Source organism: Marasmitruncus massiliensis (assembly GCF_900186535.1).
Lineage (GTDB): Bacteria > Bacillota > Clostridia > Oscillospirales > Ruminococcaceae > Anaerotruncus > Anaerotruncus massiliensis_A.
This window is the reverse complement of the sequence record NZ_FYDE01000004.1, coordinates 271,546-284,673: the sequence shown is the minus strand read 5'-3', so window position 1 is coordinate 284,673 and position 13,128 is coordinate 271,546. Positions and strand designations below refer to the sequence as shown.

Here is a 13,128-nt window from a genome sequence, read left to right as displayed (position 1 = left end):
TGCCTCCCTTCAGCGTCCGATGCGGAAGGTCTCGCGCGCTTCATCCGGAGTCATCGGTGACTTGCCCATACTCTCCAGAAGCTTTGTGAAATGCGCCACGATCGGCGCGTTGGTTTCACTCTGCATTCCCGCATCCATATAATTGCTGTCTTCAAATCCGACACGGATGGTTTTTGCGCCCATGCCCACCGCCGCACAGATGATGTCGTTGTTCACACGGTGCGCATGGGTAATCCCCCACAGCATGTTGCCGGGAATAAAGCCGCGCATTGCAATCAGCGCCTCAACAGTCGCGGGAGCGGCTCCCTCGTGTCCCAGCACGATGCTGAACAGCAGTGGATCCGGTATCGAAAACTCCTGATACAGCTGCACTGTTGTGTGAATCATGCCAAGCTCAAAAACCTCCACCTCCGGGGTCTTTTTGTTTTTGATAATCTCCTGCACGCAGAACCGAACCTCGTCAATCGGATTTTGGTAGACCGCTGTGCCGAGGTTGACCGACCCGACATTCAGGGACGCACATTCCACCTTATCGTAATAAAGCGGCGCGCAGCGTTCCTGAATCGTCAGGTTGGATACCCCGCCTGTGGACGCTTCAATAACGATGTTGGATTTTTCCCTGATCCGTTCAATCGTTTCCCGGAAGACCTCCAAGTTTGGGGTCAGTTTCCCCTGCGCGTCGCGCACATGAAGGTGCACCATGCCCGCGCCTGCTTTTTCACAGGCGATGACATCCTCGGCGATCTTTTTCGGGTCAATATGCGTGTCGGATGCCGATACAGGTGCAACCGATAATAAAACCTTATCCATAAATGCAGCCCCTTCAACCTACGTATTACATACTACTTAGTCAGATACAACTTTACTGATAAAGCACCTGAGCGATCAGAACCAGCGGTTCCTCACCCTCACAGGCAATGCCATGGGTGTCGCCCGGCATCGCCGCAATGATGTCGCCAGCTGCCAGATGCTGCGTTTCCCCGTTGATCACATGGACAGCGCGTCCGGAAACAATCACCATCGATTCCATTTCGTTCTCGTGCTTATGCTGGCCAATGCTGACTCCGGGATTTAAGGTGTGGCGGACATAAGCCCTGCCTTTCCCGAGCATTTCCTCCGGCGCCATCAGCAGCTTTTCCATCATGACGGTGCCTTCGCCGCCCATCACATTCTCCAGTGGCACCGGTACAATCTCACCGGCTTTTCTATAAATCATAATGATTTGACCCTCACTTTTTCTGTTGCTTTTTTGGGGAGGCTTCCAACCTCCAGAACTGATAGTGATCCTTTACAGTCTGCGCAATGCGTTCAGCCTGGCGGTTCTCAATCACTTCCACAATCCGCTTATGCAGATCTATAAAGTCGGACTGTTTTCCGCTCGCAAGAATTTTCTGCATGGTGCGCACGCGGGACGGAATCGTAATCCGGTCGATATACCCGGCAATATTCGAAATCAGGATATTATTGGTCGACCGGATTACAGCGTTATGAAACGCGATATCTGCCTCAAGCGTTTTTTCGGGGGAAGCGTCCTTACAGAGGATTTCCCTTTCAAGATCTGCAAGGGCGCTTTTCATTTGTTCCAGAGCTTCCGGAGACGCCTTTTCCACAGCCACCTGAATGATTCCCGTATCAAACACCTGCCGCAGCTCCATGATCTCCGTGGCGGAATCCTTTTGCAGGATTAGGCCATAGAGCATGGGTTCCAGCATTCGATGATGAAACTGATCGCTGACAAAGGTGCCTTCCGACCGCTTGATATATAACACGCCGAATGAAGCCAAAACCTTAATTGCTTCCCGAACGGAATTTCTTCCCACTTCAAACGATTCACATAATTCCACTTCCGTCGGAATTTTATCTCCCGGTTTAAGCTCCCCGCTGATGATTGCCGCCGTGATCTGATCCACCACACGGTCAACCACCGATTTATTCGCCAATGAGGCGCTCAAAAGGCTTTTGTTTTGTGCCACATCCATCCATCCTTCGCTCGCTGTTTCTTTACTATTTATGGCTTAAGTATACATCAAACGAAAGCCGTAATGCAAGATTTCTGTTTGCCTTCCCGGCAATGGCTACTTAATTAATGCCAGCGAGAACCACGGCACATAGGTGATGATAAACAGGGCAATCAGCGACATGATGATCAGGGGCACCATTTTGCGGCAGATGTTTTCGAATTTCACCCTGCCGATATCGGCGGCCACATAAAGGTTCGGTCCGACCGGAGGCGTTACCTGGCCAATCGAGAGGTTCAACACAATGATGGTTCCCAGATGTATCATATTAATGTCAAGCGCCTGCGCGATCGGCATGATGATCGGCACCAGGATGTACATGGCGCTGGTGTTGTCCATCAGGCAGCCGGCAATCAGGAAGATAATGTTGATGACAAACAGCATCACATATTTATTGGTAGTTAAGGCCAGCGCCATTTCTGTCAGCTGCGCCGCGATGCCCTGCTGAGTCAGCAGCCATGCGAAGACACCCGCATTCATGATGATCAGAAGGATGATACCGGTGGTAATCGCAGTCTCGCTGAGCGTTTGCACCAGCTTTTTGAAATCGAGTTCTTTATAAATAAAAACACCGACGATAAAGCTGTAAATCACCGCGACCGCCGCCGCTTCCGTCGGCGTAAAGATACCGGAATAAATACCCCCGAGGACAATCACAGGGCTCATCAGGCCCCAGAAAGCATCCTTGAGAGAATGCAGGAAATCTTTGAAGGAAGCGCGGGCATCGTTGCTTTTCCAGCCGTTTTTACGCGCCATGATGAACACGGAAACGCATAGGCAGGTCGCAAATACGACACCCGGAATGATGCCGGAAAGGAACAGGTTGCTGATCGATTCACCGGTAATCATTCCATAAATCAGGAATGTGATGGAAGGCGGAATGACGGTTCCCAGAGAACCGGATATCGCAGACAGGGCGCTTGTATATCCCGCGTCATAGCCCTGCTTGATCATCGACGGAATCAGGATGGAACCGATCGCCGCTACCGTCGCGGTACCGGAACCGGAAATTGCCGCAAAAAACATTGCGGTCACAACCGAAACATAACCAAGGCCGCCGTGAATGGGGCCGATCATACTGTTTGCCATATTAATCAACCGTTTTGAGATGCCGCCCTTGTCCATAATGACGCCTGCCAAAACGAACAGCGGGATGGTGAGCAGGGAAAACTTTTGCACCGTCGCCTGCAGAATAGAGGGCATCGCTGTTACAGGCATCCCGATATACAGTAACGTGATCGCGCTGGAAAGGCCCAGAGAAACCGAAATCGGAATATTGATAAAAATAAAAATCGCAAGCGTTCCAAACAGGATAACCGTTGAACTCATTATTGAAGCGCTCCCTTCTCTTTTTTGCCGAACCGGTATCCAAGCTCATATTGCAAAATACGGATGACCGTCAGCACTGCGGAAATCGGAACAGCCAGACCAATCAGCCAGCCCGGGGTAGCCATAACGGCAGTCACCAGGCCGCTTTCAATCTGATCGGCCACCATTTTGAATCCATAAATAATCCACAACGCATAGTTTGCAAAGATGATTGCCACACGCAGCCATTTATGGATTCCGCGCGGGATTCCTCTGAGTTTATCAGTCAGGTACGAGAAGCCCATATGGGAATTGGTTTTAAATGCCGCCGCCGAAGCAAGGGCGCAGACCCAGACAAACATAGTGGTAACCAGCTCCATGGTCCAGGACAGGTTTACCTGCGGCAGCTTGCGGGAAATAACGCCAAGGAATGTGAAAATTGTCATCACCACAAGCCCCGCGGAACACATGTATTCCTCAAAGTTATCTATGAATTTCTTCATATTTTTCTACCTTTCCTCCATATTGAAGAAGCAAAGCCGTCTTGAATCCGCTCAAGACGGCTTTGTTTGTCGAATGATCAGCCGTTTGCGACCTTCTGGAACAGGTCGATTACATCTTTGCCGATTGTCTCGGTGTACTTTTCATAAAGCGGCGCGGCGGCATCCGCAAATGCTTTCTGCTCTTCAGGGGACAGCTTGGTAACGGTTACCCCTTCTTCTTCCAGTTTCTTTACGATTTCTTCTTCATTTTCAGTGACGTAAGTATTTGCCCAGTCAAGCGCCTGTTTTGCCGCATCCATAACCATCGTCTGCTGTTCCGGAGAAAGCTTGTCCAGGGTTTTCTTGCTCATGAACCAGGCGGTGGTGTCTCTTACATAATCCCACTGGGTAATATACTTCTGAACTTCGTTAAATTTGGAAGAGTCGAATACGCTGACAGGATTTTCCTGCCCGTCAATGGTCTTCTGCTGCAATGCGGTATAAACTTCGGAGAAGTCCATTGCGGTCGGGTTCGCGCCGAAGCAGTCCCTGTACAGGTCGATAAAGAGCTGTGCACCCGGGACACGGATGTTCATGCCCTTGAGGTCTTCCGGAGTACGGATTTCTTTTTTGCTGTTGGAAAGCTGACGGGCACCCGCGTTATGGAAGCCGAGCATTTTCATGTTCATGTCAGCGCACCAGCTGTCCACTTCGTTGTAAATTTCTTCGCTCTGACAAACCTTCAGGAGTGAATCCATTGTCGGGAACAGGAAGGGCATCCAGAAAATATAAAACCGGGGGTCAAAGTTCGCTGCGTTCGTCGGGGCGGCGGCATGGATGTCAATATCCCCCGCCGTAGTCATTTCCAGCGCTTTCGTCAAATCGCCTCCGGAAAGCCCGCAGTTCGTCACGATGTTTACTTTGATGCTGCCCGCGCTTTTCTCCTCAATAATTTTCTTGAATTCTTTGGCAGCCATATCACTCACCGAGTTCGGAGCCTGTGTGTGGCTGAAATTCAGGGTAATTGCCTTTCCGCCGGCTGCCGCGGCACTGGAAGCACCGGCCGCAGTACCGGAAGCAGCGTTATTGCTCTTGGCGCTGCCGCCGCACGCGGCCAGCGAGAGGGTCATAGAAGATGCCAGAAGTAGTGCGAGAACTTTTTTTAACATTTTAAATTTCCTCCCCGAAATGATTCGAATGTTTCTGTTCTATCAGAGAAGCCCCTTGGCTTCAAGTGCCTCTTTAACGGCTTCCGCACCAAAGCGGGGGCTTGACACGACAAGCTTTCCGGATTTTTCATGAATCAGCTCCTCACAATACGCCATAGAGCCCTGCGCAAAAAGGATCACGTCAACATTATCCACGATTTCCATGGCTTTCGCAAGCATCCGCTGTTTAAACTCCTCCTGTGAGAGTCCGAACGCGCCTTCCAACAGTGCGTCAACCAGTTCCACATGTTTATTCATTTCCCGAGCAACACGCAGGATCGTGTTCTTGGTAGGATTTAAAGTGGAATTAAGCGTTGCCATAACGCCTATACGGCTGCCCTTGCGCACCGCCTCACGGCACATCTCCTCATCAATCCGTACAATCGGGATTCCGGTAAACCGGCCCATATCCTGCACACAGTCCGCAACTTCGCCAACCGAAGAGCAGCAGTTGAGAATAACATCCGCCCCCGCGTTGATTGCCTGTGTGTACAGGCCGATGAGTCTGGCCGATGCTCCCGGGGTAACATATTGGCTGTCCCGCACCTCCGCCAGAATGGAAGGATCCTGAAAGCTGACAAATTCCGCCTTCTCACCGACGTTTTTCCTCAGCTCCTTCTCAACAAGATCAATCAGTTCCGGGGTCGTGCTTGTGTAAACAATTCCGACTTTCATAGTGTTTGCTCCTTTTGCATTGGATTTTGTAGGGTATATGTTCAACGTAGGATGTATGCTCTATGTGCCTATTATATCATTCCAGTTTGATTTGTATATTCGCTTTTAAACCAAAATTATCTATAAAATCCCATCGTATTCCCTAATTAATTTATACACTTACACAAAATACAAGACTAATTATCTACATAATAGCCAATTGGGATTGATTGCGCATAAAAAGTCCCCTGTAAACCGTAAAGGGGGCTTACAGGGGACGATCATCGATATTCTGTTTCAACCGGCGCTACATTGCTACGGTTATTTAGAGACTGATGTCTGAAGCCTGTACTGCGCAGGCAAACCTTTCAGCAAAAAGTAGACAAGCAGACAGGTGCCTGTTTTATCAAGCAGATTATTAATAATCTTTGGAATAAATGAAGAAACAAAGATGCTGTTCCCACTCTGTTTCAGCCAGATCACCAGAAAGTCCATCCCTGTACCGGTAAGTCCGCCATATACCCAGATACCAATCGGCGTACCAATCAGGGGCGCCACTACGCTTAACAGCAGTCCCGTTATTATCGCAACCACAAGATTATAAGGAAATTTCTTCGCAATATAGCCGACAATCAAACCAATCGCAACGCTTACGAGCAGAAAAGGAATATCTTTCGGGCTGAAGATGATCCCTGTGAGAAGATTTGTCAGACCGCCGACAGCTGCTCCATACCGCGGCCCCGCATAGACTGCGATAAAAACCGTACCGATTGTGTCCAGATAAAGCGGAAGCTTGAGGGCACTGGTCACAATTCCAAGGACAATATTGCAGGCGATTGCAATTGCACTTAACACTAAGACCCGCGTTTTTGTAGTTGCCATTGATTTCATCCTCCCAAAACAAGGTGGACTCAATATAGCATACATATCTGCGTGTGTCTAATTGGTAATTTCTATTCGAACCATTATTTATAGATTTTATCTATTTTAATATCCTTTCCAATAGCGCATCATCCAAGGGCATGATCGGAAGCGAAAGATTATATTGATTCAGCAGAGCACTTAATTCTTCCATCAGAACGCCGTTTTCCCTTACAGTTTGGACAGATGCGATTCTTTGTTCCAGCCGGTCGGCGCTTTCCAGCTCGCCTCCCCATCTTCCCCGGCAGGTCACGGACACCCCACAGCTGGGACTGCCGTCGATACCAACAATTCCAAGAATCAGATACCGTTCCGGATGGACCGCATATTCCGCAAGCTGTTCCACAACCGATTCCAGTATCCTGCGGCAGTGTGCCCGAAAAAATACATTGTCAAATTGTTCTTTGACATGCCCCCAGCGCATGGAGCCATAAAGCGTAAACTCCGGGCATGGCAGCTGGAGCAGATCTATTCCGCATTCCAGCGCAGCATAAAGAAATTTCTTGCGCAGCGACTCCTCTTGTTCCAGTTGGTGATTGCCGGGTGCGAAGACTTTCGACGCAGGATTCAAAATACAGTGGCTGACAACTGCAATTTTGCGCAGGACACGAGAATCGTTATTTTCCATCATACAGGCAACACCCTTTCATGTATAGTGAAAACAATCCTACCACGCAACCGGCTGCTGTCCATCGTTTCCACTGGCAGTAATCCTTATTATTCATGTTATTTTTCAAAAGTCAAGCCGTGGGGGCAATCAAAGCAATAAAAATGATTAGTAAATTCAGTGGGATTGATTACATCAATATAGAGCGGGAATTTGTGGAGCAGGCTTGATTTAAGGGGGATTGGTCCGCCAATTTTTCGATATCTCGGATGATGAAGAATCGATTGCTGTTGTCAAACCTTATTCACACCACTGTTCGTTGATCGATGTCATCGGAAATCAACAGACGATGTATATCGTAACTTTATCCAGTTCTTTAGGTGTGTCAAGGAGGGCAGAGTTGCTCTCTGTCTACGCCCATTCACTGCTGTCATCTTAAATTAAAGGCCCTGCAAATTAGTAATATATTTTTACCATGAAAAATGGAATTTACCTCTTTTTCTGTATTTTCTTCTCGAAAATATATTGACAAAGATGGTCGTCCGCGCTATAATGATAAAGCTGTTCGGCGAGAAACAGCTTTATACAATGCCCGATTGTGTAATGGTAGCACGACAGACTCTGACTGCATCAATAACGAATTTTTGCCCTGCTGGTAAAAAACCAGCAGGGCTTTTTTGTTGATTCCATGGGCTTTTATTAGTATCGGTGTAAGAGAAATTACACGTTTCGTGTGTAAGCCAATGGAGATTTCGCGTGATAATATAGGCCTTGGCTTACAAGTGGCTTACACGTAATTTATCTAAAATTTGATAATTTTTTTCATTCAAAAATTATCCATTTATCAAACTAATTTAAGCATAATGAGATTATTTTAGTCAGAATATCTTGAAATACTACACTATTGTGCTAATATTATAATAGTTGTTATGATATGAGCTTAATTTTGGTATTTTAGGAGGATAAAAATGAGTACTACGATTCAAGAATCTATAGATGCATTAACTAAAGCGTCATGGATAATGAATGTTGTAAAGCACCTCAAAAAAATACGCACAGATACTATGGAATTAGATAGCTTGAATGTAACTGAGCAGGCTGGAAAATGTGGATTGTTGCTTAGCAAGCTTTTAGCGGACAAACAAGAAATTATAACATATGATATATTAAGAGCTTTTGCAAGGCAATCAGGGATTGTCCCTGCAGAAATAAATACGTATACAGATTTATTAAAGAAGCAAGAAAAAGTCGATTTTAGCAAAGATATACATGGGAAAATTAGTGAATTGGAAATATATTGCTTTTCACAAGAAGATGCATTGGAGACAGTAAATAACATATTTGAGTACTTGGATCCTTCTGAATTAGAAAGATCTAATATTTGTGGTTTACAAGCGACATTTGATATGCCTAGAACTTTTGATGAATATAAAAATATGCTATGCAATACTTATTCAATGCCAGAAAAAATTGTTGATAGCACAATTTCTATACAAGATACTTTTGATTTGGTAAAGGTCAATCAAATTGATAATGAAAAGATATATTATAATGAATATGCATTCGGAGGCGACATAAAGAAGATAACCAAAGCACTAAACGGAGTTTCCGCTTCTCAAAGAAATGACATAGAAGCGGTATTAAAATTAATACAAGAAGAGCAAGGATATTTAAATACTAATCTTGAGAAAAAAATATCTTCAGAAACAATTCGGACTATGGAAGGAGTAGGATTACTTAATGGGATTACCGTTGAATCTCAACATGGGAATGCTGTTTTCTATACGACTCCACATTTAGTTGGTGTAGGTATCGGTGCTAACTATTGGAATCAAGATATTTTTCATAGTGCAAAATTATTACTAAGTTGTTTAAGGTATGGAGAATACAAGTCAAATTATGGAAGAGGTTCTATTTGTTCTAGCAGCAAAATGAATAATATTCTTAATAAATTAAACAGAGGAGATTGGGTGGGTCCCTGTACAGCTATCGGACAAGACTATCAACTATTGGAAAAAATGGGTGTTATTCAAGTTACTCATTCTTCAGGATCAATGTTCAATATGCGCCTGCGTCAAAAAGAAGTTGGAGAATTAGTGCAGCAAATGATTTATTACGGAAAGAAAATTGATCAAACAGCAGTGGACAATAGCTTTTATGATTCATTGCCTTCTTCTTTTGTTACTCCTGAAGAAAGAAGAACAAAAATGGAAGCTAACAAGCCTAAACCAATATTAAAAATACAGAGTCAAATACTTGAATCCTTAAGGACAGGTGGTGCTCTTCGATGAATTTAGATGGAAAAGGAACTGAGTTTGAGTATTCAATTAGCCAAATTTTTCAACAGCAAGGTTATTTTGTTAGGCGCTCACTTCCAGTCCAAGCAGGTAGCAAACAGGATGTTACAGACGTTGATGTTACAGCAATTAGCTTTTCATATCCTTTTAGAGAAATTAGGGTCATTTGCGACTGCAAAAACAAAGCACGCTCTAAACCGTATGAAAGGATTTTCTGGGCAAAAGGCCTAGGCTCGTTTTTGAAAGCAGACTCAATATATGTGGCTCTTCCTAAAGCAACACAAGAAGTATTTCATTTTGCAAATGAATGCAACGTAAAAGTCATTACTCAAAATGAGGTAGATTCATATATCCATAGTGAAGGAAAAGGTTATTGTGATTTTGAATATTATTCCAATTTTCTTAAAAGCATAGAAGAAGCATTAAAAACCAATCAATCTATTACAGAATATTTAACTACTATTCACAAACAATATTTTCTTGACCAACCCTATACAAGTCTTAATATATCAATTAGCATTATAGCTTCTTTAATTCAATCACTTAAATCTATAAACGATGAAAAACAAATTCAAGCGATAAAATATTTAGTTTGCGAGGCAATTTTATTAACTTCGTATTCATTTTTAAAAATATGTGATAATTTAATGGGTTTAAGTCCGTTCGGGATCTTAGAATATGTACAATCAAGATTAACTTTTGGCAACAGTGATGATAAGCATATAATGAACTTATTTAATACGGTAATTCAATATGCAAATGAGGAAATAAAGAATAAAATTCCTAAGCAATTTTTAAGCAATAGCTCAATAATAGCACCCATTAAATTTATACCGCCTAAATATACAAAAAACTTAATTGGACTGATAGAAAGATCATTTCGTAATCCAGAGTGGTACATAAACTTAATAAATAATATGGATTTTATATTTTTCGAATTCGTATTAAAAGATAAACCGTTTGAAATAGAATTATTTCAACGCTTTAATAGTAAACCTACAGCTTTAATAGAGCAATTAAAGGCTTGTAAAAATATTATTGCATTTATTAGCAGTGCAACAGGTTTTAAACTAGAATTCATCTGGAAACATTCAGATAGTTTTATTATAACAGAAAAATAGTCAATTAAAAAATAAGACATATAATCGCAAAGTGCATAGAGATATGATATGCAGACAAACAGGTACGGAAAAGCAAGCACAAAGGACGAAATAAAATGACCCCAAAAAGTTAGACAAATAATGAATTAAGCAGCCTGAAGGGCTTGCTGTCTGTGAATTGCAGGCGGTAAGCCCTTCAGTTTTGCCTTTCTGCGACGGTTATTGTAATAATCAAGGTGATAAGGTAGAATAAGTTGCGCAAATTGAAAAAGGGACACGGTTTGCAGCTCTCTGTTAGAATGAAGTCACGACACACCATTCTGAAAGGAGACAGCAAACCATGTCCGAAAAAATTGTACAGCTTAATGAGGAAGTAATCAAGGGCCAGATCAAAGAACTGGTTCGCGGCAGCGTGGAAGAAACGCTCAACGGTCTGCTGGAGGCCGAGGCGGATAAGTTGACGCAAGCTGCCAAATATGAGCGCAGCGAGGAACGGCAAGGCTACCGCAGCGGCCATTACAGCCGCAATCTCACCACTACCTCCTGCGACGTCACGCTCAATGTGCCGCGGCTCAAGGGGATCTCGTTTGAGACTGCCATCATCGAGAGGTATCGCCGCAGGGAAAGCAGCGTAGAGGAAGCACTCATCGAAATGTATCTTGCTGGTGTTTCTGTTCGCCGAGTGGAGGATATCACGGAGGCGCTTTGGGGCAGCAAGGTATCGCCCTCCACCATTAGCGAGCTGAACAAGAAAGCCTACGTCCACATTGAAGACTGGCGCAACCGCCCCTTGCAGGACGGAAGGTATCCATATGTCTATGTAGACGGCATCTACCTGCGCCGCAACTGGGGCGGAGAGTACGAGAATGTAGCCATTCTGGTGGCAATCGCCGTCAATGAGGACGGCTACCGAGAGGTTTTGGGTGCTGCTGAGGGCATGAAAGAAGAGACAAGGCCAGCTGGGTCGGCTTCTTCCAGTGGCTCCGCAGCCGTGCTTGGACGGCGTGAAACTCATAGTCGGCGACAAGTGCCGGGGCATGCTGGAGGCTGTGGGTGAAGTGTTCCCGGACGCCAAATACCAGCGTTGCGTGGTGCACTTTTGCCGCAATGTGTTCTCCTTTGTCCCTCGCTCCAAAGGCAAGCTGGTGGCAAAGATGCTCAAGGCGATTCATGCTCAGGAGAGTAAGGCCGCCGCACTGGCAAAGGCCAGAGATGTGGTTGCCGCACTCAAAGAGATGAAGCTAAAGGAGGCTACCAAAAAGGTAGAGGACGATGTGGAGGAGACGCTTACATACACATCGTTCCCTTTTGAGCACTGGACACGCATTCGTACCAACAATGTCATTGAACGGCTCAACCGAGAGATTCTTAGGCGTACACATGTGATGGGATGTTTCCTCGATAGGAACTCTGCCCTCATGCTGGTCTGTGCACGGCTCCGGCATGTTGCAGGTACCCAGTGGAGCAACAAAAAGTATATGAAAACATGAAGCATCTGTAGGCGGCGGCTGAGAACGCTTGCATTGCCGGATGACTTCATTCCCTCAGAGACTGCAAACCTATTTGCGCATAACTCTTGACACTACCTGAACTATATGTCACTTCCCATTTCTTCAAATATATTCTTACAATATTTTTCTATATCATTCTGACAAATATTGTTTTTAATACAGTATAAGCGGGCTCCTTTAATGATTAGAACAATAAGTTGATAGTAGTGTTCCGCTACAGATGGTGACTTTATTAAATAATATTGATATAAATTTTCTGCGATGGGAAAAATCGTTTTAGTTAAACATCTTTTAAGATTTTCCTGTTTATTTGAACAGTTTTCCATGCTCTCGAAGGCATAAAAGGTCCATATGATTTCGCATATTCCCGATATTTCAGTGGGAACAACAATTTCAGCAAACTCACTTGATAAATTGTTTGTTATATTTTTTTTGCAAAATATACGGGGACCTTTCCCAGATGATTCTAATTTTACAGCTTCAACATAAGATTTTCCAAAAACATTTCCGCTTTTATTACTAACGCATCCATCTTGTATTTTTAGATTATCAAAAAACTCTACATCATCTTTTTCTCCTATTACAAACCCACCTCGAAACAGCAAAGGAAACGCACTTTTAGAAAGCTTACTTGTAGTATGAGTTTCGAAATTATTATCGTATTCATATGACACGGTATTAATATCTGTAAACGGCTTATTAAAAGGTTCTCCTGACTGAATCAACATACTTGATATCAAATTACACATTTGTATTATAAAGTTGTCACAATCAGATCCCGAGATAATGATTGAATCGCTAACGCTGATTAAATTTTCAATAGCGGTCACTCCTGAATTGCGGACGAATTGCTGGAGTTCTCCGGCTTCTTTTTGCCAAGGCTGAATTTTATCATCTACTATCTTAGTCTGTATAATATGATTAAAATAATCTAAATTTTCAGACGCAAGACGTATATCAGTTTCAACCAAATGAGAAAAACCTAATAAGTCTAAAAAAGCTACACAGTTCTTTTGTTCCAT

12 protein-coding genes and 1 pseudogene are annotated in these 13,128 nt (G+C 44.1%); 3 read left to right on the top strand and 10 right to left on the bottom strand.

The features are described from left to right. Nucleotides 1-9: 9 nt before the first annotated feature. The 9 genes from C1A10_RS05350 to C1A10_RS05310 form a co-directional block, all read right to left on the bottom strand. Nucleotides 10-810, bottom strand: a complete 801-nt coding sequence (locus C1A10_RS05350) for a beta-keto acid cleavage family enzyme (protein ID WP_101909266.1) — start codon at nucleotides 808-810, stop codon at nucleotides 10-12. Between the two features lie 52 nt (nucleotides 811-862). Beyond that, nucleotides 863-1,216: a cupin domain-containing protein gene (locus C1A10_RS05345; RefSeq protein WP_101909265.1), complete on the bottom strand. Its 354-nt coding sequence runs from the start codon at nucleotides 1,214-1,216 to the stop codon at nucleotides 863-865. Nucleotides 1,217-1,229: 13 nt separating this feature from the next. Then, nucleotides 1,230-1,973, bottom strand: a complete 744-nt coding sequence (locus tag C1A10_RS05340) for a FadR/GntR family transcriptional regulator (RefSeq protein ID WP_207654715.1) — start codon at nucleotides 1,971-1,973, stop codon at nucleotides 1,230-1,232. 102 nt (nucleotides 1,974-2,075) lie between these two features. Next, on the bottom strand, nucleotides 2,076-3,347 hold the full coding sequence (locus tag C1A10_RS05335) for a TRAP transporter large permease (RefSeq protein ID WP_101909264.1): 1,272 nt from the start codon (nucleotides 3,345-3,347) through the stop codon (nucleotides 2,076-2,078). Then, on the bottom strand, nucleotides 3,347-3,829 hold the full coding sequence (locus C1A10_RS05330; protein WP_242968843.1) for a TRAP transporter small permease: 483 nt from the start codon (nucleotides 3,827-3,829) through the stop codon (nucleotides 3,347-3,349). Before C1A10_RS05330 ends, C1A10_RS05335 begins: the two co-directional genes overlap by 1 nt. A 77-nt stretch (nucleotides 3,830-3,906) precedes the next feature. Next, the gene (locus tag C1A10_RS05325) at nucleotides 3,907-4,977 is read right to left on the bottom strand and encodes a DctP family TRAP transporter solute-binding subunit (RefSeq protein WP_101909263.1); all 1,071 of its coding nucleotides are present in this window, start codon (nucleotides 4,975-4,977) and stop codon (nucleotides 3,907-3,909) included. Between the two features lie 42 nt (nucleotides 4,978-5,019). Then, nucleotides 5,020-5,691, bottom strand: coding sequence for an aspartate/glutamate racemase family protein (locus tag C1A10_RS05320; RefSeq protein WP_101909262.1), 672 nt, complete (start codon nucleotides 5,689-5,691; stop codon nucleotides 5,020-5,022). A 300-nt stretch (nucleotides 5,692-5,991) separates the two neighbouring features. After that, complete coding sequence (locus tag C1A10_RS05315; protein WP_101909261.1) at nucleotides 5,992-6,552, bottom strand: CD3073 family putative ECF transporter S component; 561 nt, start codon at nucleotides 6,550-6,552, stop codon at nucleotides 5,992-5,994. Nucleotides 6,553-6,652: 100 nt separating this feature from the next. Then, a complete protein-coding gene (locus C1A10_RS05310) occupies nucleotides 6,653-7,222 on the bottom strand; it encodes a CD3072 family TudS-related putative desulfidase (RefSeq protein ID WP_242968841.1) in 570 nt (189 codons plus the stop codon). A 944-nt stretch (nucleotides 7,223-8,166) separates the two neighbouring features. Between C1A10_RS05310 and C1A10_RS05305 the strand changes: the two genes are divergently transcribed. From C1A10_RS05305 to C1A10_RS05295, 3 genes and pseudogenes are all read left to right on the top strand, one after another. After that, nucleotides 8,167-9,489, top strand: coding sequence for a hypothetical protein (locus C1A10_RS05305; RefSeq protein ID WP_101909260.1), 1,323 nt, complete (start codon nucleotides 8,167-8,169; stop codon nucleotides 9,487-9,489). Beyond that, nucleotides 9,486-10,616: a hypothetical protein gene (locus C1A10_RS05300; RefSeq protein WP_101909259.1), complete on the top strand. Its 1,131-nt coding sequence runs from the start codon at nucleotides 9,486-9,488 to the stop codon at nucleotides 10,614-10,616. Before C1A10_RS05305 ends, C1A10_RS05300 begins: the two co-directional genes overlap by 4 nt. A gap of 319 nt (nucleotides 10,617-10,935) precedes the next feature. After that, nucleotides 10,936-12,096 (top strand): annotated as a pseudogene (locus tag C1A10_RS05295) (IS256 family transposase). 90 nt (nucleotides 12,097-12,186) lie between these two features. Here the strand turns inward: C1A10_RS05295 and C1A10_RS05290 are convergent. Next, entirely contained in the window at nucleotides 12,187-13,128 is a 942-nt protein-coding gene (locus C1A10_RS05290) for a hypothetical protein (RefSeq protein WP_101909258.1), read from the bottom strand.

Excerpts from the sequence above, each read along its gene's own strand:
- C1A10_RS05305 (WP_101909260.1), top strand. The coding sequence starts at position 8,167 with ATGAGTACTACGATTCAAGAATCTATAGATGCATTAACTAAAGCGTCA.
- C1A10_RS05300 (WP_101909259.1), top strand. The coding sequence starts at position 9,486 with ATGAATTTAGATGGAAAAGGAACTGAGTTTGAGTATTCAATTAGCCAA.
- C1A10_RS05290 (WP_101909258.1), bottom strand. The coding sequence starts at position 13,128 with ATGGAACAAAAGAACTGTGTAGCTTTTTTAGACTTATTAGGTTTTTCT.
- C1A10_RS05345 (WP_101909265.1), bottom strand. The coding sequence starts at position 1,216 with ATGATTTATAGAAAAGCCGGTGAGATTGTACCGGTGCCACTGGAGAAT.
- C1A10_RS05325 (WP_101909263.1), bottom strand. The coding sequence starts at position 4,977 with ATGTTAAAAAAAGTTCTCGCACTACTTCTGGCATCTTCTATGACCCTC.
- C1A10_RS05310 (WP_242968841.1), bottom strand. The coding sequence starts at position 7,222 with ATGATGGAAAATAACGATTCTCGTGTCCTGCGCAAAATTGCAGTTGTC.
- C1A10_RS05315 (WP_101909261.1), bottom strand. The coding sequence starts at position 6,552 with ATGGCAACTACAAAAACGCGGGTCTTAGTGTTAAGTGCAATTGCAATC.
- C1A10_RS05330 (WP_242968843.1), bottom strand. The coding sequence starts at position 3,829 with ATGAAGAAATTCATAGATAACTTTGAGGAATACATGTGTTCCGCGGGG.
- C1A10_RS05320 (WP_101909262.1), bottom strand. The coding sequence starts at position 5,691 with ATGAAAGTCGGAATTGTTTACACAAGCACGACCCCGGAACTGATTGAT.
- C1A10_RS05350 (WP_101909266.1), bottom strand. The coding sequence starts at position 810 with ATGGATAAGGTTTTATTATCGGTTGCACCTGTATCGGCATCCGACACG.
- C1A10_RS05335 (WP_101909264.1), bottom strand. The coding sequence starts at position 3,347 with ATGAGTTCAACGGTTATCCTGTTTGGAACGCTTGCGATTTTTATTTTT.